At 41.7% G+C, this 21340-nt stretch carries 19 protein-coding genes; 10 read left to right on the forward strand and 9 right to left on the reverse strand.

Annotated elements, in window-relative coordinates:
* Positions 1–165: 165 nt before the first annotated feature.
* The 8 genes from cyoE to AC4IFO_RS03130 all read right to left on the reverse strand — a co-directional run bounded on the left by cyoE (position 166) and on the right by AC4IFO_RS03130 (position 8646).
* Complete coding sequence (cyoE, locus tag AC4IFO_RS03095; protein WP_219245748.1) at positions 166–1053, reverse strand: heme o synthase; 888 nt, start codon at positions 1051–1053, stop codon at positions 166–168.
* A gap of 12 nt (positions 1054–1065) precedes the next feature.
* Entirely contained in the window at positions 1066–1398 is a 333-nt protein-coding gene (locus AC4IFO_RS03100; RefSeq protein ID WP_219245749.1) for a cytochrome o ubiquinol oxidase subunit IV, read from the reverse strand.
* On the reverse strand, positions 1399–2013 hold the full coding sequence (locus AC4IFO_RS03105; protein WP_219245750.1) for a cytochrome o ubiquinol oxidase subunit III: 615 nt from the start codon (positions 2011–2013) through the stop codon (positions 1399–1401).
* On the reverse strand, positions 2003–3994 hold the full coding sequence (cyoB, locus tag AC4IFO_RS03110; protein ID WP_219245751.1) for a cytochrome o ubiquinol oxidase subunit I: 1992 nt from the start codon (positions 3992–3994) through the stop codon (positions 2003–2005). The genes AC4IFO_RS03105 and cyoB overlap by 11 nt, the downstream gene beginning before the upstream one ends.
* Before the next feature lie 4 nt (positions 3995–3998).
* Positions 3999–4949: a cytochrome o ubiquinol oxidase subunit II gene (cyoA, locus tag AC4IFO_RS03115; protein ID WP_219245752.1), complete on the reverse strand. Its 951-nt coding sequence runs from the start codon at positions 4947–4949 to the stop codon at positions 3999–4001.
* A gap of 437 nt (positions 4950–5386) precedes the next feature.
* Positions 5387–6157, reverse strand: a complete 771-nt coding sequence (locus AC4IFO_RS03120; protein ID WP_490731757.1) for a nucleoside-specific channel-forming Tsx family protein — start codon at positions 6155–6157, stop codon at positions 5387–5389.
* Positions 6158–6440: 283 nt separating this feature from the next.
* Complete coding sequence (gene ampG, locus AC4IFO_RS03125; RefSeq protein ID WP_490731759.1) at positions 6441–7943, reverse strand: muropeptide MFS transporter AmpG; 1503 nt, start codon at positions 7941–7943, stop codon at positions 6441–6443.
* Between the two features lie 121 nt (positions 7944–8064).
* Positions 8065–8646 carry a YajG family lipoprotein gene (locus tag AC4IFO_RS03130; protein WP_490731761.1) on the reverse strand — a complete coding sequence of 194 codons (582 nt, stop codon included), beginning with the start codon at positions 8644–8646 and terminating at the stop codon, positions 8065–8067.
* A gap of 265 nt (positions 8647–8911) precedes the next feature.
* On the opposite strand from AC4IFO_RS03130, the gene bolA reads away from it, so the two are divergent.
* The 9 genes from bolA to AC4IFO_RS03175 all read left to right on the forward strand — a co-directional run bounded on the left by bolA (position 8912) and on the right by AC4IFO_RS03175 (position 19786).
* Positions 8912–9250 (forward strand): transcriptional regulator BolA, encoded by a 339-nt coding sequence (bolA, locus tag AC4IFO_RS03135; protein ID WP_490731763.1) that lies wholly within the window; start codon positions 8912–8914, stop codon positions 9248–9250.
* A gap of 353 nt (positions 9251–9603) precedes the next feature.
* A complete protein-coding gene (gene tig / locus AC4IFO_RS03140) occupies positions 9604–10908 on the forward strand; it encodes a trigger factor (protein WP_353242914.1) in 1305 nt (434 codons plus the stop codon).
* Positions 10909–11448: 540 nt separating this feature from the next.
* On the forward strand, positions 11449–12069 hold the full coding sequence (clpP, locus tag AC4IFO_RS03145; RefSeq protein ID WP_206084602.1) for an ATP-dependent Clp endopeptidase proteolytic subunit ClpP: 621 nt from the start codon (positions 11449–11451) through the stop codon (positions 12067–12069).
* A 117-nt stretch (positions 12070–12186) separates the two neighbouring features.
* Positions 12187–13464: an ATP-dependent protease ATP-binding subunit ClpX gene (gene clpX, locus AC4IFO_RS03150; RefSeq protein WP_206084603.1), complete on the forward strand. Its 1278-nt coding sequence runs from the start codon at positions 12187–12189 to the stop codon at positions 13462–13464.
* 206 nt (positions 13465–13670) lie between these two features.
* Positions 13671–16106, forward strand: coding sequence for an endopeptidase La (gene lon, locus AC4IFO_RS03155; protein ID WP_490731766.1), 2436 nt, complete (start codon positions 13671–13673; stop codon positions 16104–16106).
* A gap of 234 nt (positions 16107–16340) precedes the next feature.
* Positions 16341–16616 carry a nucleoid-associated protein HU-beta gene (hupB, locus tag AC4IFO_RS03160; protein ID WP_206084605.1) on the forward strand — a complete coding sequence of 92 codons (276 nt, stop codon included), beginning with the start codon at positions 16341–16343 and terminating at the stop codon, positions 16614–16616.
* Between the two features lie 175 nt (positions 16617–16791).
* Entirely contained in the window at positions 16792–18663 is a 1872-nt protein-coding gene (gene ppiD / locus AC4IFO_RS03165) for a peptidylprolyl isomerase (protein WP_490731768.1), read from the forward strand.
* Between the two features lie 144 nt (positions 18664–18807).
* Positions 18808–19179: a ComEA family DNA-binding protein gene (locus AC4IFO_RS03170; RefSeq protein ID WP_490731770.1), complete on the forward strand. Its 372-nt coding sequence runs from the start codon at positions 18808–18810 to the stop codon at positions 19177–19179.
* A 181-nt stretch (positions 19180–19360) separates the two neighbouring features.
* On the forward strand, positions 19361–19786 hold the full coding sequence (locus AC4IFO_RS03175; protein WP_273803208.1) for an acyl-CoA thioesterase: 426 nt from the start codon (positions 19361–19363) through the stop codon (positions 19784–19786).
* Between the two features lie 53 nt (positions 19787–19839).
* Here the strand turns inward: AC4IFO_RS03175 and queC are convergent, their stop codons facing one another.
* Complete coding sequence (gene queC, locus AC4IFO_RS03180; RefSeq protein WP_490731771.1) at positions 19840–20535, reverse strand: 7-cyano-7-deazaguanine synthase QueC; 696 nt, start codon at positions 20533–20535, stop codon at positions 19840–19842.
* Between the two features lie 276 nt (positions 20536–20811).
* On the opposite strand from queC, the gene AC4IFO_RS03185 reads away from it, so the two are divergent.
* Positions 20812–21273 carry an Lrp/AsnC family transcriptional regulator gene (locus AC4IFO_RS03185; RefSeq protein WP_219245763.1) on the forward strand — a complete coding sequence of 154 codons (462 nt, stop codon included), beginning with the start codon at positions 20812–20814 and terminating at the stop codon, positions 21271–21273.
* The last annotated feature ends 67 nt before the right edge of the window (positions 21274–21340 follow it).

Consider the following 21340-nt stretch of genomic DNA (forward strand, 5'->3'; position numbering starts at 1 on the left):
CATTTTATATCTAGCTTATAATAGCAAGCGGCTATTTAACCATAAAATAGATTCATAAGGATAGGCAGAATGCGTAAAAGTGAGTTGTAAAAGCAATCAGAGACAAATAAAAACGGCGGGGAAAGCCCGCCGTTTAAACATTGTTGTCATCAGAGAACAGATGGGTTATCTGACGAGAGCTATAACAGTATCGCTTGAAACTGTAGGATCAACAGACATCATCACACTCAATGCAGTAATTGCTACGATTGAGAAAATGAATAGTTTTCTTGCCCAGACTCGGTCGTCGTTTTCGGTTTTGAAACCTGAAATCGCCATACCCAGCCACCACAAGCTAACTGCTGCACCCACGACTAAATACTTATAGCCCGCGTATCCGCTGATAGCTAACATTAACGTTGCAACCATAAACGCAAGGATATACAGGAAGATGTGTGTCTTAGCGACAGAAATCCCTTTAATCACCGGTAACACAGGAATGTTCGCGGCTTTGTAATCCTTAAAGCGGAAAATGGCAATGGCATACGAGTGAGGCATCTGCCACAGACTGAAAATTAATAACAGGATCAGAGCCCCAGTATCAAATTCATTTGTGACAGCGCAGTAACCGATAACCGGTGGTGCTGCGCCAGACAGGCTGCCAATTAGCGTGCCATAGACTGACTTACGTTTCATATACAGGCTATAGACGCCCACATAAACAATGAAACCAATGACTGCAAGTAGCATTGCCAAGGCATTGGCTGCTACGAGTAGCAGCACCATACCAGCAATACCTAATGCAGCGGCGTAAATCAGGCTAACTTTCGGGTCAATCAGCCCTTTAACTAAAGGGCGATTCTTAGTTCTTTCCATGATACGGTCGATATCACGGTCGATGTAGTTGTTAAAAACACAACCAGAAGCCACGACCAGTGATACACCCAGCAAAGTCGCAACGAACAGCGGGTAGTCAATTGACCCTTTTGAAGCCAAGAGAAAACCGCCGATCACAGAAATCAAGTTTCCGAATATAATTCCTGGTTTGGTCACTTGCAGGTATTGCTTAAACATATCGGCAACTCTTTAGTCGAGCATCATATTGATGTTCAGGTTGTACATAATCCACAGCGAGCCGACAACTACGATGCCGACAATAAGCATGGTGAACAGAAATGCAACCAAGTTCCAACGCTCATCAGATGAGGTATTCATATGTAAGAAACATACTAAGTGAACGAAGATTTGCACGACTGCCATACCGACAACAGTCCAAAGGATTGTTGCCGTCGTCGCTGTGCCTTCCATCACCATCCAGAACGGGATAACCGTTAGAATGACTGACAGAATAAAGCCAATCAGGTATGTCTTAACGCTACCGTGGCTTGCTCCAGTGTGAGCATCTTTTGCATGACTCATTTAAATAGCCCCCAGAAGATAAACAACGGTAAATACACAGATCCAAACCACGTCTAAGAAGTGCCAGAACAGACTCAGGCAGTTCAAACGCGTTTTGTTAACATCAGTCAGACCGCGACGAGTGACTTGAATCATCATGATGACAATCCAGATCAGACCCGCAGAAACGTGCAGACCGTGTGTTGCAACCAGTGCAAAGAAGCCAGATAAGAAACCACTACGATCAGGGCCAAAGCCTTCAGCGATCAGTTCGTGGAACTCATAGACTTCCATGATAACGAAGCCAAGACCTAGCAGGAATGTCGCGAACAGCCATAAGTTAACCGCCGCGATTTTGCCTTTATGCATCGCAATCATTGCGAAGCCGTAGGTGATACTACTCACTAACAGTAAGAAGGTTTCGCCTAATACGAACTTCAGACTGAAGATATCTTTACCAGCAGGACCGCCAGCAGTTCCATCGGCCAAAACAACATAGGTTGCAAACAAACAAGCAAACAGAATCAAGTCGCTCATGATATAGAGCCAGAAACCGAATACTTTAGTGCCACCTGCATCGTGGTGCCCATGCTCAGCATGGGCGATATTTTGGTTAGTCATTGTATTAGTTGACATCGTTCACACCTGCCTTACGCAATTCTTCAAAGTGCTTATTCTCGATTTCTTCGATTTCAGCCACAGGTACGTAGTAATCAACATCTTCGTCGAAGCTTTTTGCAATCCAAGTGACGATCATTCCACCGAAACCAACGATTGCGAGCCACCAGATGTGCCAGATCATTGCGAAACCTAAAACCAAGCTAAATGCTGCGATGATCACGCCAGCGCCGGTATTTTTCGGCATATGAATTTCTTCATATGAAGTTGGTTTCTTATGAGCAAGACCTTTTTCTTTCAGATCCCACCAAGCATCACGAGTTTGAACGTGTGGTTCAATCGCAAAGTTATAGAATGGTGGTGGTGAAGAAGTTGCCCACTCAAGAGTACGTCCACCCCATGGATCTCCCGTTAAATCACGGTTTTCATGGCGGTCACGAATACTCACAATGATTTGGATAACTTGGCATGCAATACCGATTGCGATTAACGCAGCACCGAATGCAGCCGCAACTAACATTGAGTGATAAGCAGGGTCAATATTCTGGCTTAAACGACGGGTCATACCCATAAAGCCTAGAATATATAATGGCATGAATGCTAAGAAGAAACCGATGATCCAGAACCAGAATGCACGGACACCCCATTTCTCATTCAGCGTAAAGCCGTAAGCTTTCGGGAACCAGTAAGTCATACCTGCGAAACATCCGAATACCACACCACCAATGATAACGTTATGGAAGTGAGCAATCAGGAACAAGCTGTTGTGCAGAACGAAGTTCGCACCAGGTACGGCTAACAGAACACCCGTCATACCACCCACAGAGAAGGTGATGATGAAACCGATAGTCCACAGCATCGGTGATTTAAACTCGATGCGACCTTGGTACATCGTAAACAACCAGTTGAAGATCTTAACCCCTGTTGGGATTGCGATGATCATTGTGGCGATACCGAAGAAGGCGTTGACGTTCGCACCTGAACCCATCGTAAAGAAGTGGTGCAGCCATACGATGAAGGACATAACGGTGATAACGATTGTCGCCCAAACTAATGAGGTATAACCGAATAAACGTTTTTTCGAGAAAGTTGCTGCAACTTCAGAGAATACACCGAACACTGGCAGAACAAGGATATACACCTCAGGGTGACCCCATGCCCAAATCAGGTTGATGTACATCATCATGTTGCCGCCCATATCGTTAGTGAAGAAATGGGTACCTAAATAACGGTCTAACGTCAGAAGCGTCAGAGTAACAGTTAAAATAGGGAAAGCAGCAACAATCAATACGTTAGTACATAACGCAGCCCAGCTGAATACAGGCATTTTCATCATCGACATACCCGGCGTACGCATACGGATAATCGTGGCGATGAAGTTAACCCCTGTTAATAACGTACCAATACCGGATATCTGGAGACTCCAGAGCCAGTAATCGACCCCGACCCCCGGATTGTACTCCAAGCCTGATAATGGCGGATATGCTAACCAACCTGTTTGCGCAAATTCACCTACCCCTAAAGAGATGTTGATTAAGACAACACCAACTACAAAGAACCAGAAGCTCAATGAGTTAAGGAATGGGAAGGCAACGTCGCGGGCACCAATTTGCAGAGGTACAACGAGGTTCATCAGACCGACAACAAATGGGGTTGCCATGAAGAAAATCATGATAACGCCGTGCGCGGTAAAGATTTGGTCATAGTGATGAGGGTTTAAGAAGCCCTCTTGGCCAGCAGAAGCGAGAACTTGCTGACCACGCATCATGACAGCATCCGCGAAGCCACGGAACAACATGACCATCGCAACAATGATGTACATGACACCAATTTTTTTATGGTCAACCGAGGTTAACCACTCTTTCCACAGCCATTTCCATTTACCGAAATAGGAGATCACACCGACTAAGCCAAGCCCACCAAGGACAATAGCAATCAGTGTGACAACGATGATCGGCTCATGGAGCGGAACTGCATCTAGTGTTAATTTTCCGAACATGCCCTTATTCCTCAGCGCCTGCTGCATGAGCGTTATGGCTCATATGCATAGAATGACCTGTAGATTCTTCTTTGGTTTCTACAGGAGCGTGACCTTTATGGTGCTCATGACCAAACTTCAGAACGATGTCGTTATAAAGGTTAGGTTTCACGCTAGAGAAGTAGGTAACAGGAACATTTGTGCTTGGCTTAGCGACTTCGTCGAATGCCTGCATTGTATCCATTGTCTTAGGAGACGCTTTTACCTTTTGTACCCACTCATCAAAGCCTTGGCGGTCAGGGGTTGCAATTGCGTTGAACTTCATATCAGAGAAGCCGTGGCCACTATAGCTTGCTGAGAAGCCTTTGTAAGTACCAGGTTCATTGGCGATTAAATGAAGTTTAGTTTGCATACCCGCCATCGCGTAGATTTGGCCACCTAAAGATGGAATGAAGAACGAGTTCATTACCGAATCAGACGTGATTTTGAAGTTAACTGGCACACCAGTAGGGAATGCGATTTCGTTAACTGTCGCAATGCCTTGCTCTGGATAGATAAAGATCCATTTCCAGTCAGCCGAAATAACTTCGATTGTGACAGGTTCCTGATCACTCACTAATGGCTGATACGGGTCCAGCTCATGTGTCGTCTTCCAAGTGATAGCACCCAGAATGATGATAATGATGATAGGAACAGTCCAGCAGACTAACTCAATTTTATTTGAGTGAGCCCAGTTTGGACGGTATGTAGCAGACGTGTTGGATTCACGATATTTTCTGGCGAAGATAATCGTCATAAAAATAACAGGAATAACAACAAGCAGCATTAAGCCAATTGCAATAAGAATTAGCTCTTTTTGTTTCACGCCTACGGCGCCTTTTGGATCCATCAACACCATATCACAACCGCCTAATAATAAGGCTGCTGCAACTAGCGAGATTGCTCCGATACTTTTTTTGTAGTTCATAAGTCTCATCCACGACCCCAAATGACAAGATTCTAATTGTCGTTTCATCAGTGCGGGCATTTTACGGTAAGGTTATGCGAGTGTAAATGATTGTAAGGCAAAGAAACGGAATTGTTAGCTCTTTATGTTAATATGATCACATGTAAAGAACTTATAAAGAAAAAGTTAAAATTGATACGGGTTATAAGTATATATTGATAAAAGCCCTTTAATACTAAATTATCTTAGTAATTTTTCAAAGGAAAATATATACAAAAGAACTGAAAAAATGACAAAACTGATATGAATGATAAGCAATACGGTAAGGGAAATTACGTTTTTTCTTGCCGATAAAGCTATTTTATCCACTTTATCGGCAGAATTGTTAAGAAAAATTATTATTGATTTGATTTAAAAAGAAAAAAATTAAATCTCGATACAATTTTCTATAACGCATTAGAACACTTTTAGAACGTATACTTTAATGTATAAATGATTGCGTCTTGATAAAAAGTATCGCCTAATTTATTGTCAGCATAGCGATATTGTATACCCGCAGCTAAATGTGGTGTCGCATTCCACCAAAAAGCCATGGCACCATTAATGCCATTTCGCTTACCGCCGTTGTAGCGCTTATTGCGTGCAAATTCCATTTCATGCCAGTTGGTTATCATGAAGTTTTCTTCAAATGCGCTGAAATTATATCCAGCTACCCACCCTGCGGTATAACCATTATTACCTGAATAGAATGTTTGATCAGTATAGTTTAGGGCAATAAAAGGCTTAAACCATAAATCGCCAAAAGCGGTATTGTAACCAATGCCATATAATGTGTTGATATCATGGAAATTACCGCCATATTTTGTTCCAGGTAATGACCATGTGCCATAAACGTGGCCGTACAGATTAAAACCTGTATCACCTAAATAAAAACGGCCTGTCGTTTTGATGGTATAGCGCTTATTACGCCCTGAATCGGTATGTTGTGTATGGAGCGGGTTTTCCACATCAAAGAAGCCGTAAAGTTCACCCCAATTAAAATTAGCACCACCTTCTAATTCAATATACGCGAAATCTTTCTTACGAGTCGTTTTCTCCGTTTTGGTCTCAGTACGGTGCGACCAATCTAAATAGTTAATATTGATATCAGCAAAACCATTTTGATAGCCCAAAAGATCATCAGAATATGCCGTACCTGCCACAGAAGCTAAGGCGGCAATACAAAGGAGTTTTTTCATAATAGATTATTTTCGTTAATTAATTAATGGGATTGAGTAGTGCACTATTCGTTAACGTGTTATCTAGCTAGCCTCTAACATGTGATATATTAAGCTTGAAAATTGTAATTAAGAAATATTTTTCATTGGTTGGGTGATCAAAGTCACGATCAAAAAGTGATTTAAGTGTATTTTGTGCGAAAGGGCTATTTTTCTGAAATGATCAGATTCCCTAAACTAATAAGTTAGTCTTAGGGAATCAGCTAAATAGATAAGTAAGAATGAAAGGAAAACCAATTATTGCTTATTGCTTGACGGTTTTGCGAACAGCGAGGAAATCTAAACTACCACCGATAATTAAACTGATAGCACCGATGCTAATGCCAGTATTAAATAGGATGTTTTGATAACTTGGGATAGCTAACCAAAATTCAATTTGTGTGGTGAATAGATATACTTTCATTCCACTAAAAGAAAATGCTAATAGAGAAAGTAGCCAAATCGCAAGGCAAGTTACCGCAGCAAGTAGGGCGTAAACAGCGAAACGATAGCCATTTGCGTATAGCTCTCGGCGCTGGAATAGCCCTGTGGCTTGCGTGTAGAGTAAAGAACTTCGGCAGGCTAATAACAGTAAGATCCCAGGAACGGCAACACCAATAGAGATCAAATAGAATAGTGGCCAGCCATAGTTACTGACGAAAATACTGGCGACTGGGCCAATATATACCCGCCCTACAGCTGAAAGCGCGGAAAGAAGTGCAAATTGCGTTGCGGATAAGGATTTATTGCACAGCGTCATTAAAAGGGCGACAAACGCCGCAGTGCCCATTCCTGAAAAGATATTCTCAAGGAAAATAATGGAGCCCATCGTCATGATATTAGGCGGCGTGACGGCGAGGAACCAATAACCAATATTAGACCCACCTTGGAGTAAGCCAAAAAGAAACAGAGCCTTAAATAAGCTCATGTTTTTCATTAGATAACCACCTAAGAGTGCACCAATAATAGTGGCAGCCATTCCGACGGTTTTATTCACGGTACCAACTTCACTAAGGCTAAAGCCCAGTGCATTCAGTAAAAAGTTGGTATTGAGCGCCATCACAAAGGCATCACCTAATTTATAAAATACCAATAATAATAAGACGAGCCATGCGTTGTTACGGCTGAAAAACTCCGCTAACGGGTCATAAATCGCTTTTCTTAATGAGGTAGGCGGCGCGCTGTTTTCTTCAGGTTCTTTTGCTAGCAAAGTGGCGATTACACCGATAATCATTAACCCGGCCATGACGAGATAAAGCTGTTTCCATGTCAGGAACTTATCTGCGAGCCAAAGGGCTAATCCACCAGAAACTAACATACTGATCCGGTACCCCATCACTGAGGTTGCGGCCCCAATTCCCCTTTCTTCAGCAGTCAATAAATCCGTTTTATAGGCATCAAATACAATATCTTGGGATGCAGAACAAAAGGCGACGGTGACAGCTAATGCGGCGAGATACCACAAATGTTCGGAAGGATTCATGAACCCCATTGCGGCGATACTAATAATAAGAAGGATTTGTGTGGTTAACAGCCAGCCTCTACGGCGACCGAGAAATGGTGGGGTATAGCGGTCCATCATGGGTGACCACAAAAACTTCAAAACATAAGCTTGACCAACTAAGGAAAAAAAGCCAATCGTCTTGATATCAACATTTTCGACGGTTAACCAAGCTTGCAATGTCCCCGCAGTCAGCGCTAAAGGTAAGCCTGAGACGAACCCTAAAAGGATTAAGGTAATATTATTCGGAAGTGTGAAACGAGGCATTATTCCCTCTAAGCCTAAAGTGATTTTGCTGCAATACATAGCGCTGTAGAGGTATTGACCGCGCAACGCTATCCAAGAGTTAACTTGGACAGCTTAATACTAAATTGGGATATTCGCCCGCTTAATAGCGTGAATTTTGTCTGATAAAATCGGTGATTTCTTGGTCGGATGCCATGTCCGCAATTAAATCAGATAATGCACTGTTAATTGCCGCTTCGATTTTTGCATTATTCGCTGCTAACAATTCTTGGGTATTGAAATTGCGGGTGAATGAGCGAGTTTTTGTTGAGCCATTTGGCGCAGTTGCTGTAATACTGACGCTAGAGTTCACGGTAATATTGTGGCGCAGACTTCCCTCAGCCACTTTCGTATCTAATTTGTTTAATTGAACGACTAAATTAACGTTGGCAGGTGATGTAACCATAAAACCACGTGCAGCCATTTGTTTTTCAACAGCTTCTTGCATTAAATAGCGCGGATCACGGGATGGATTGAGCACGACTAGGCTACCATTACGATTGACTTCGGCTAATGATTTATTGGTGCGATTGTCTACACTGCTCACACTAATTGAAGTTGCATTAAGAGTTGGATTTTTAGCAGGTAAAGCAATTTTTGGCTCAAGTGAGAGCGTGTTGCTGCTAGTTGCACATCCAGCAAGTAGAAACAACGCAAAAAGTGGAAAACACAGTTTTTTTAACATAATTTTTTCCAGTTCATCTTTCCTAATTGAAAATGTTTCGTTATGGTGCGGGTAGCCGCCACACGATGTGAAATCCAGTGGCTAAATTATCCTGAACTATTAGACAACAGTTTTTGAAAAAATTCGCACGAACGTGTCGATATCATAACATTGTCAGGTCATTATCGGATATTTCTATAATAAGAAGATAGCAATAATCGAGATGTGCAATATAGTTTACTGCACTTATCAATACTAGTGTGAGCCGCAAATTAAGGAGTATTTTATGGTCGCCAATGCATCACAAAGTATGCAGTCGCGTGTGAGCCAAAAATTACAAAATGCTTTCGAGCCAAGTCATTTGGATGTCATTAATGAAAGCCATCAACATAATGTATTGCCGGGCTCTGAAAGCCACTTCAAAGTTATTTTAGTCACTGATAAATTTGAAAATAAACGAATGCTTGGCCGTCATCGCGAAATCTATGCTATTTTAGCGGATGAATTAGCGGGGGGCATTCATGCTCTTGCACTGCATACCTATACACCAAAAGAATGGGACGAACTGGCTGATACAGCGTTAAAATCACCTGCTTGTCGTGGTGTTGGCGGCGTTAACCGCTAATTAGTACTGCCAATTGACCTTGATGGGTGATTATTGGCATTATCCTTCGAGCTCAAAACGAGTTTGCTGGGTGTTTTTTCTTCAATTTTGGTGAAGAAATAAAAATTTTAGTCAGAAAAGTCACAAATAAAGAGGAAAAATCGCTTCTTTTCTCGGCTTTTCTCGACTCAGGGCGCTGGCATCGGTATAATGCTGCGTCTAATTTTCAGTAAGGTTTCGGGACGCTTCTGATATCAGGGATTGACCGTTATGAAAGTAACGCCCCCCGGTTCTGGAAGGGAGAACGCCATTAATTGCTTAATGGCATAACTCTGGAGTAGACCGATCACTAAGATTTATTTTGAGGTAAGAAGATGCAAGTTTCTGTTGAAACGACTCAAGGCCTTGGGCGTCGTGTAACAATCACCGTTCCTGCCACTGATATTGAAAAAGCAATAAATAGCGAGCTGGTTAGCGTTGCTAAGAAAGTACGTGTTGATGGTTTCCGTAAAGGAAAAGTACCAATGAACATCGTTAAACAGCGTTACGGCGCGTCTGTTATGCAAGACGTTCTGGGCGATGTGATGCAACGTAACTTCATCAACGCAATCATTGAAAACAAAATCAACCCAGCAGGTGCGCCTAGCTACAAGCCAGAGCAAATCGAAGACGGTAAAGATTTCGTTTACGCGGTTGAGTTTGAAGTTTACCCAGAAATCGAATTAACCGGTTTAGACACTATCGAAGTTGAAAAACCAGCGGTTTCAGTTAAAGACGAAGACCTGGAAAACATGCTAGATACTCTGCGTAAACAACAAGCAGAGTGGAAAGAAGTTGATGCGGCAGCAGCAGCTGATTCACGCATCACTATCAACTTCACTGGTTCTATCGACGGCGAAGAGTTTGAAGGCGGTAAAGCTGAAGACTTCGCACTGGTTATGGGCGAAGGCCGCATGATCCCTGGCTTTGAAGAAGGCGTTGTTGGCCACAAAGCAGGTGAAGAATTCGATATCGAAGTTAACTTCCCAGAAGATTACCACGCTGAAAACCTGAAAGGTAAAGCAGCGAAATTCGCTATCGTTCTGAAGAAAGTAGAACAACGTGAACTGCCAGAATTTACTGAAGAATTCATCAAGCGTTTCGGTATCGCTGATGGTACTTTAGACGGCCTGCGTGCTGAAGTACGTAAAAACATGGAACGTGAGCTGAAAAATGCCATTCGTAACCGTGTTAAAGCACAAGTTCTTGATGGTCTGATCAAAGCGAACGACATCGAAGTTCCAGTTGCTGTTATTGATGGTGAAATCGATGTTCTGCGTCGTCAAGCGGCACAGCGTTTTGGTGGCAACGAACAGCAAGCGATGGAATTACCACGTGAACTGTTTGAAGAACAAGCTAAACGTCGCGTTGTTATCGGTCTACTGTTAGGTGAAGTGATCAATAAAAACGAACTGAAAGCTGACGAAGATCGTGTTAAAACACTGATCGAAGAAATGGCATCTGCATACGAAGATCCAGCTGAAGTTATCGAATACTACAGCAAAAACGAAGAGCTGATGAACAGCGTTCGTAACTTAGCATTAGAAGAACAAGCGGTTGAGACTGTTCTGGCGGTTGCTAAAGTCACTGAAAAAGAAACTAATTTCACTGAGCTGATGAACCAAGTTCAAGCTGGTTAATTTATTTCTTGCTGTACAAAATAAAACCCGTGGTGCTCTACTGCGGGTTTTTTTGCAATTAAAGCTTTTAAATAACGACTTTTTTGTGAATTAAGATAGGGTGACCTTGAAAATCACATTTAAACCCTAATTATATCCCTAACACTTCAATTAGCATGTATTCAGTTTCGCTTGCGATTTGAACTATTTTGAAGAGCAAATATCATAGAAATAGGCGAATTCAACCAAAAGAGTTATTTCGCCACTTTTGAAAATCAGTTATGGTTTTCTAATGGGATAATACCGTGTAAGTAAACAGGCTTGTGTTAAACTCGTTAAAAGAGAGTCTTATTGATTTCAGCACAGTTTGCGGCATTTTCTTCTTATTTCACCTGTAATCAGCCAATATAGGCTAAAATAGAGAAATAAGCAGTTCGTGCAAGCTTGCCGCTAGAGGTATTTTTAAAACACGTTGTTATGCCACACTCTTTTTGCTCAATATGATGGTTAGTAGATAGCAATTAGGCGCAAGCACCAGAAAGTTTTTAATAGGAGATTTCGATGTCACATTTTGGCGGTCAGGAACAGTTAGCATCCCAAATGGCTCTTGTGCCAATGGTCATTGAGCAAACCTCTCGAGGCGAGCGCTCATATGATATTTATTCACGTCTATTAAAAGAACGTATTATTTTCCTGACGGGTCAAGTGGAAGATCATATGGCGAACTTAATTGTCGCTCAAATGTTATTCCTTGAAGCAGAAAACCCTGAAAAAGATATCCAGCTGTATATCAACTCACCGGGTGGTGTGATTACGGCAGGTATGTCTATTTATGATACCATGCAATTTATTAAGCCAGATGTTAGTACCATTTGTATGGGGCAAGCATGCTCTATGGGTGCATTTTTGTTGACAGCTGGTACAAAAGGTAAGCGTTTTTGCTTGCCAAATTCTCGTGTGATGATCCACCAACCGTTAGGTGGCTATCAAGGCCAAGCGACAGATATCGAAATCCACGCACAAGAAATTTTAAAAGTGAAAACACGCATGAATGAACTCATGGCTCACCACACAGGGAAGTCCATTGAAGAAATCAGCCGTGATACTGAGCGCGACCGTTTCTTGTCGGCAAATGAAGCGAAAGAGTACGGTTTAGTCGACCAAATTTATAGTAGCCGTTAATTGGTTAACTTTTGGTATAATTAATTCATACCATAAACTATTTTAAGAAAATCGTTGCTGTGTTTACTGTTTTAGTTAAACAAAACAAGGCAATATGAATAAAAGTGAGGTCAACTGATGACAGAGAAACGCAAAGAGGGAACGGGCAAACTGCTTTACTGTTCTTTCTGCGGAAAAAGTCAGCATGAAGTACGTAAGCTGATTGCCGGTCCGTCAGTCTATATTTGTGATGAATGTGTAGACTTATGTCTCGATATCATCCGTGAAGAAATTAAAGAACTTGCGCCACATCGTGAGCGTAGTGAATTGCCTACGCCACATGAAATTAGGCAGCACCTTGATGACTACGTCATCGGCCAAGAAAAAGCGAAAAAAGTCTTGGCGGTTGCGGTTTATAACCATTATAAACGTTTACGTAATGGTGATAAAACTAGCGATGGTGTTGAATTAGGCAAAAGTAATATCCTGTTAATCGGCCCAACGGGTAGCGGTAAAACCCTGCTGGCTGAAACCTTAGCACGTTATTTGGATGTGCCATTTACGATGGCAGATGCGACCACACTAACCGAAGCAGGTTATGTGGGGGAAGACGTTGAAAACATCATCCAAAAATTACTGCAAAAATGTGATTACGATGTCGAAAAAGCACAACGTGGTATCGTGTATATCGATGAGATTGATAAGATTTCTCGTAAATCTGATAACCCATCCATTACCCGTGACGTGTCGGGTGAAGGTGTGCAGCAAGCGCTTTTGAAACTTATCGAAGGTACGGTTGCAGCTGTTCCTCCACAAGGTGGGCGTAAGCATCCACAACAAGAATTTTTACAGGTAGATACCTCGAAAATTCTGTTTATTTGTGGTGGTGCATTTGCTGGCTTAGATAAAGTGATTGGCCAGCGTCTAAATACCCGTTCAGGTATTGGTTTCGCTGCTGAAGTCAAAGGTGAGTCAGATAAAGCAACAGAAGGTGAATTGCTCACGCAAGCTGAGCCAGAAGATTTAATTAAATTCGGTTTAATTCCTGAGTTTATTGGTCGTCTGCCAGTCGTCGCGACTTTGACGGAGCTGAGTGAAGAAGCGCTGATTCAAATTCTACAAGAGCCAAAAAATGCGTTAACTAAACAGTATCAAGCATTGTTTAGTCTTGAGGGAACTGAGCTTGAGTTCCGTGAAGAAGCATTAAAAGCAATTGCGAAAAAAGCAATGGCACGTAAAACGGGTGCCCGTGGTTTACGTTCAATTGTTGAAGCTGCGCTGTTAAATACCATGTATGACCTCCCTTCTATGACGGATGTCGAAAAAGTTGTCGTTGATGAAAATGTGATTAACGAACAATCAGAACCTTTATTGATCTACAGCAAGCCGGATGCTCAAGCATCAGGCGATAACTAATCTTTAAGAAAGCGTTCAAGAAATAATCAAACGAAATGAGGGATATCCCTCATTTTGTTTTTTATGTTCAACTAACCATTGAATGCTAAAATCTTGTCCCCATATAGTTTATATTCTGAGGTGTGGTTTCCTTGTTTTTGAGAGTATTTTTCAAGCGAGAGACAGAAACCCTTAAACTAGCGTGAGCTAAACGAAGAGAGAGCTTTATGAATCCAGAGCGTTCCGAACGCATTGAAATACCAGTATTGCCTCTGCGTGATGTAGTGGTATACCCACATATGGTGATCCCACTGTTTGTTGGACGTGAAAAATCCATTCACAGTCTGGAAGCAGCGATGGATCATGACAAACAAGTGATGCTGGTTGCGCAAAAAGAAGCCTCAACTGATGAGCCTGGGGTGAATGATTTATTTGCTGTTGGTACGGTTGCATCTGTTATTCAGATGCTAAAACTGCCAGACGGCACAGTGAAAGTCTTGGTTGAAGGCCTAAGACGTGCACGTATAACTAGTTTGACAGATAACGGCGAGTATTTCCTCGCGCAAGCTGAGTATTTAGCGTCTGAACAAGATAAACACGCTGAAGGTGCCGTTTACGACGAAACCACTGCTGGGGCTCCATCATCGATTCTTGATGAAAAAGAAAATGAAGTGCTGTACCGCACGATTGTGAGCCAGTTTGAAAGCTATATTAAGCTTAACAAAAAAATTCCACCGGAAGTGCTGACAGCATTGCACTCCATCGAACAAGACCAACTTGATAAACTTGCAGATACCATTGCATCCCATATGCCGCTGAAATTAGCGGATAAACAGCGCGTTCTTGAAATGGCAAATATTGCTGAACGTGTTGAATTCCTGATGGCGATGATGGAATCAGAAACTGAATTGCTGCAAGTGGAAAAACGTATCCGTAATCGCGTTAAAAAGCAGATGGAAAAAAGCCAGCGTGAGTACTATTTGAATGAGCAAATGAAAGCCATTCAAAAAGAGCTGGGTGAAATGGACGATGCGCCAGACGAATATGAATCGCTGAAACGTAAAATCGAAGAAGCGAAAATGCCAAAAGAGGCACAAGAAAAAGCAGAAGCAGAATTGCAGAAGCTGAAAATGATGTCTCCGATGTCGGCTGAAGCCACGGTGGTTCGTAGCTACATCGACTGGATGGTGCAAGTGCCATGGCATGCACGTAGCAAAGTTAAAAAAGATTTGGTGAAAGCGCAAGAAGTGTTGGATACCGACCATTACGGCCTTGAGCGTGTAAAAGACCGTATTTTAGAGTATCTGGCAGTGCAAAGCCGAGTAAGCAAAATAAAAGGGCCAATTCTTTGTTTGGTAGGGCCTCCAGGGGTTGGTAAAACTTCACTGGGTCAATCTATTGCGAAGGCAACAGGTCGGCAGTACACCCGTATGGCATTAGGTGGTGTACGTGATGAAGCGGAAATTCGTGGTCACCGTCGTACCTATATTGGTTCAATGCCGGGTAAACTTATCCAGAAAATGGCTAAAGTTGGGGTGAAAAACCCACTGTTCCTGCTGGATGAAATAGACAAAATGTCTTCAGACATGCGTGGCGATCCTGCATCAGCATTGTTGGAAGTACTTGATCCAGAACAAAACATTGCGTTTAACGACCACTATTTAGAAGTGGACTATGACTTGTCTGACGTTATGTTTGTTGCAACGTCAAACTCGATGAATATCCCTGCGCCACTGCTGGATCGTATGGAAGTTATTCGTCTTTCTGGTTATACCGAAGACGAAAAACTGAATATTGCTAAAAAACATTTATTATCGAAACAAATTGAACGTAATGCCTTGAAAAAAGGCGAGTTAACCATCGATGATAGCGCATTAATGAGCATTATTCGTTACTACACACGTGAAGCGGGTGTGCGTGGTTTAGAGCGTGAAATTTCGAAATTGTGCCGTAAAGCCGTTAAAGCATTATTAATGGATAAAAAACTTAAGCACATCGAAATCAACGCAGATAACTTAAAGGATTATCTGGGTGTTCGTCGTTTTGACTACGGCCAAGCAGATACCGAAAACCGTGTAGGCCAAGTGACTGGTTTAGCGTGGACTGAAGTAGGTGGTGATTTACTTACTATTGAAACGGCGTGTGTACCGGGTAAAGGCAAACTGACTTACACGGGTTCTTTAGGTGAAGTAATGCAAGAGTCAATCCAAACGGCATTAACCGTGGTGAGAGCTCGTGCTGAAAAACTGGGTATTAACAGCGATTTCTATGAAAAACGCGATATCCATGTTCACGTCCCTGAAGGCGCTACACCAAAAGATGGCCCAAGCGCAGGTATTGCGATGTCAACAGCGCTGGTTTCTTGTTTAACAGGTAATCCAGTCCGTGCAGACGTGGCAATGACAGGTGAAATCACATTAAGAGGGTTAGTTTTCCCAATTGGTGGGTTAAAGGAAAAATTATTAGCTGCACACCGCGGCGGAATAAAAACCGTATTAATCCCTAAAGAAAACGAACGTGACTTAGAGGAAATTCCTCAAAATGTGATCGCTGATTTGGAAATTCATCCAGTGAAAACCATTGAAGAAGTTCTTTCTTTAGCTTTAGTTAACCCGCCTTTTGGGGCTGAGGTTGTTAAAAAGAAAGCGAAAAGAGTGAGCTGAATCAAGAAGTTTGTATAAAAGTAAGGCTGACAGCTAATTTAGGGCTTGTCAGCCTTTTTTTTCATCGCTAATTTAACGATGATTCTGATAATTGTTTGTATGCAATCTGTTCTCTTGCCATTGGTAATCAGGATTGATATAACGGCTAAATCATTAATTAACTGTACGAATAGAAGCTAGCTGCTATAGTTAATTTGGTGATTTATAGTCCAACTAATAATGGGGATGATAAGAGTGAATAAAGCTCAACTGATTGATCAAATCGCTTCTGATGCGAATATTTCTAAAGCTGCGGCAGGCCGCGTTGTTGACGCGTTCGTTGCTACTGTAACGAGTTCTTTAAGTAAAGGAGACGATGTTGCTTTAGTTGGCTTTGGTAATTTCACTGTTCGTGAGCGTGCGGCACGTACAGGCCGTAACCCACAAACGGGTAAAGAGATTAAAATCGCTGCGGCGAAAGTTCCAGCTTTCCGTCCAGGCAAGGGTCTTAAAGACGCTGTTAATAGCTAATTAAGTATTTTAGTTTGTCTTTCTTGCATTTTTGCGAAAACTCAAACTGACGGAATGCCTTTAATCAGCTAATATATAAGCGCACCATGGAAATGGTGCGCTTTTTTTTCTTTCTGAGTTAAGATTAGCGTATTATTAGGAAATTGAATTCAACAAAGCGGAGTTAAGCCTTTTTATGATGGAAAATCTACGCACGAAGGCGAACAGTCCTTTTATTAAAATTTTGCTAGGGCTCATTATGCTGTCATTCGTGCTGACAGGCGTTATGATGGGCGGCTTAGGTGGCAATAGCGCCAACAAAGCAGCAGAAGTTAATGGACAGCCAATTAGCAGGGAACAGTTACAGCAGGCTTTTCAGCAGGAACGCCAATCATTGCAAGACTACTTGGGAGACAAATTCTCTGAAGTGGCTAGCAACGAAGAAAGCATGAATTTGCTGCGTCGCCAAGCGCTTGATAATTTGATTAATAATGAATTGATTAATCAATATGCTAATGAACTGAATCTCTCAGCAAGCGATCAGCAGATTGAGCAGTCCATTTTTTCTATGCCAATCTTCCAAACAGATGGTCGGTTTGATAGCGATAAATATCGTGAAATCTTAAGCCGTTACAACATCAATGCGGACAGCTTTGCGGCGCAAATTCGCCAAGATTTAACACGTGCTCAGTTAGGTAAAGCCTTCACTGGGACGGACTTCGCTTTGCCATCAGAAGTGAAAGCTTACGCTGAATTATTTATGCAAGAGCGCGAAATTCGCACTGCAACCTTGTCCTTAGCTGACATTCAAGCGAAGCAAACAGTCTCTGAAGAAGAGCTGAAAGCGTATTATGATGCTAATCAAAATAGCTTTATCTCACCTGAAAAAGTACAGGTTAGCTATGTTGAAATGGATGCAGCATCTATGCCAGAAGCTACGGTTTCTGATGAAGAAGTGAAAACGTATTATGAGCAAAACCTGAAAAATTATACTCAGGCAGAGCAAAAACAATACAGTATGATCCAAGTGGCTTCTGAAAAAGAAGCAAACGACATCATCAATGAAATCAAAGCGGGTGCAGACTTTGCAACGTTAGCCGCTGAAAAATCGACGGATAAATTCAGTGCAGGTAACAAAGGCCTGATTGGCTGGATGGAAGCAGCTTCAACGCCGAGCGAAATTATCACTGCAAACTTAACAGAAAAAGGCCAACTTTCGGCTCCTGTTAAAGCGCAGGATAACTACGTTGTTTTCCGTTTAGATGATATCAAGCCAGAGTCAACGAAGCCGTTTGAAGACGTTTCCGAAACGATTAAAGTTAGCTTGCTTCAAGATAAAAACATCAAACAGTTCTACGACTTACAACAGAAAGTCAGTGAAGCTGCAACGAGTGATATGGAGTCATTAGTTTCAGTTGAATCTGTTTCAGGCTTAAAAGCCGTCACAACAGATTGGTTTGATCGTAACAATCCACCAGCAGCTCTGAATTTCCCTAAAGTTATCAATGAAGTTTTTAGTGACCGTCTGGTTGATAAAAACGGTTCTAAAGGGATTAACTCCGACGTAATTAACGTTGAAGGTGACCGTGCATTTGTTGTCCGTGTGACAGAATATAAACCAGAAAGCACTGAGCCGTTTGAAACAGTTAAACCTGCGATTGAAACATTAGTTAAGCGCCAAAAAGCAGATGCAGAACTTAAAGCAACCGCAGACAAGCTATTGGCTGACTTGAAAGCAGGTAAAGGCGAAGAGGCCTTAAATACAGCAGGTGTTAAATTTGCTGATGTGCAAACTGTTTCTCGCTTAATACCACAAAGCGCGACGATTAACGCTGCAATGGAAATGGCTCAACCTGTTGATGGTAAGCCTGCGTACTCACTTGCGCGTGATGAGTCTGATAACTATGTGGTTATTCAGCTGGACAAAGTTACTTTAGGTCAACCAACTGAAGATGAACTGAAACAGTTATCTCGTGAATACCAAGGTGCGATGAGCTCTGCCGTGAATGAAGCCCTAATGCTCAATTTACGTGAAAACGCGAAAATTGAAGTACTAAACCTTGAATAATTGCGAGTAGCTTCGCAACTTAAGTTGTAAGCATGCTATTAAAAGGCCACCTCTGGGTGGCCTTTCGCATTTTTATTTTTCGCTAAATGCGCCAATAACTTTTCTCTGGCACTGTGATGTTTCTACACACAAAGGAGAAATACCATGTCATGGAAAACAATTGTTCAACGTAGTTTAGTCACAACATTATGCTTATTTTTATTGGGGGGATTATCACCTTTAACATGGGCGAAAAAAAATACAGCAGAAAAACCCGCCACAACACTCTCTCAACCAACCGAGTCTACTGAAAACACAAAAGGCACCGATATTAACCAATCGGGCAAAGTGAGTATTAATCACGCCAGTGCGGAAGAACTCGCTCAAAAATTGAATGGAATAGGAAAACAAAAAGCAAAAGCAATTGTTGAGTATCGGGAAAAGTACGGTGCATTTAATTCCATTGAAAATATTTTGGAAGTACAAGGAATTGGCCCTGCATTTTTAGAGAAAAACAAAAATAAACTGATGCTTTAATAACATGGCTCCTCATTCAAATGATTGAGGAGCCACTTATGTTATGGCTACTTATTAATCACATTTATTGTTTGATGGTAAATAATTTGCGAGCTAAGTCTTATTCGTGACATTTATTCAGCATATTTTCCGTACATTTGTTATTTTTATGTTATCAGAAAATAAACTGGTCGGAGTAGTTATGGCAACAAAAATTAAAGTTCATGGTTATCATATTGATGTATTCCAGCATGTGAATAATGCACGTTATTTAGAGTTCTATGAAGCGGACCGCTGGGAATGGATGAATAAACGCAACTTTATTAGTTGGGCAATACAAAGCAATTTAACCATGGCTGCTGTGAATATCAATGTGAACTATATTCAAGGCGTATTACTGGGAGATGAGTTAACCGTTGTGACACGCATGGATAAAATTGGCTCTAAAAGTGCAGTGTGTTATCAACAAATCATTCGTACTAAAGCAGGTCAATCAGAAGTCGTATCTGATGCTTATGTCACCTTTGTGTTTATTGATAACTTAACCAACAAAGCCATTGTGATCGATGAAGAATTACGCGAGAAGCTGGGGGCGTTTAATTCGGTCGTGGATGATTTTATCAGCTAGCAAATGAAGCCTACCTCATGTTGTTTATTAGGTAGGCAGATGGAGTGGTATATTTATTTGGCTTGTAGCTGTCTTAATGAATTCATAACAGCTTCCTTTTGGCTTAAGTATTCACTTAAGCCATTGCTTCTTAAGTGGCAGGCAGCACATTCACCGCAGCCATCTCCTTGAATACCATTATAGCAAGTCAGAGTCTGTTCTCTGATGGTACTTAGGTGACCATAGCTGTCAGCCAGTGCCCATGTTTGGGCTTTATTTAACCACATAAGGGGCGTTTCAAAACGAATATCTTTTGCTAAACCAAGACTGACAGCGTGGTTAAGTGCTTTAACAAACTCATCTCGGCAATCTGGGTAACCCGAAAAGTCTGTTTCGCATACTCCGGTGATCACCGCTTCTGCTTGGACTTGATAAGCATAAATTGCCGCAAGAGTCAGAAATAAGATATTGCGCCCAGGTACGAAGGTGCTTGGTAAGCCGCTTGCCTCACTTTCTTCAAAGTCAGGAACAGGGATGTTGTCTCGCGTCAAACTACTCACCGCGAGTTCATTAAGTAGCGTGACATCTAAAACTTTATGAGCGGCTGCGCCTAGTAATGCACTGAGTTTCTGTGCAACTTCAATCTCTTGACGATGTCGTTGCCCATAATCGAAGGTGACACAATGCACCTCATCATAATTTTCTAAGGCTTGGATCAGACAAGTTGTTGAGTCTTGTCCGCCACTAAAGACGACAACGGCGCGTTTCATAGTCACTCCTTGGTGATAATTCATGTCATTCAAGAAAACGAGATTTCAGTTTTCTATGTTAGCGAGGTGATAACACAATTAACAGACTTATTTTTACAGGTTTAATCCATTTGGTGTGTTATTTATTCTATTATTGTTTAATTTGTATAAAATTATTCTATAATAAAGCGAATTGGTGACATTATTATTGTTTTTAAATGATGGTGTTTTGCATAATAAGGTTTCCAATACTAAAAACATAACAAAAGCACTCACACCTAAGCCAAGAGACCACTCATGTTAGATAAAATAGACAAAAAGCTGCTTTGCTTATTGCAAAATGACAGTAGCTTATCCCTCAATACGCTCGCTGAAGCGGTTAATTTAACCTCTACACCGTGCTGGAAGCGCCTAAAACGCCTCGAAGATGAAGGATATATTCGCGGGCGAGTCACGCTGCTTGATGGTGAAAAACTTGGTTTAGGCCTAACTGTTATCGTAACGATAAAAACACAGCATCATAATAGTGAGTGGTATGAGCAATTTGTGTCATTTGTTAGTCAGATGCCAGAGGTACTCATGTTCTACCGAATGGCGGGGGAGTATGATTACCTGATGCAAGTTGAGGTACATGACATGAAATCCTATGACCTTTTTTATAAAAAATTGGTTAATGGTGTGCATGGTTTAATTGATGTCACTTCAAGCTTTGCGATGGAAAAAATCAAATATACAACTGTTTTACCGATCCCTGATTAGCTTTTCCATGAAATGATGGAGTAAGGCAGCTTAAAGCGTATAAATTAATTAACATTATTCAAGGCAG

The organism is Providencia sp. UF-224 (genome assembly GCF_058245955.1).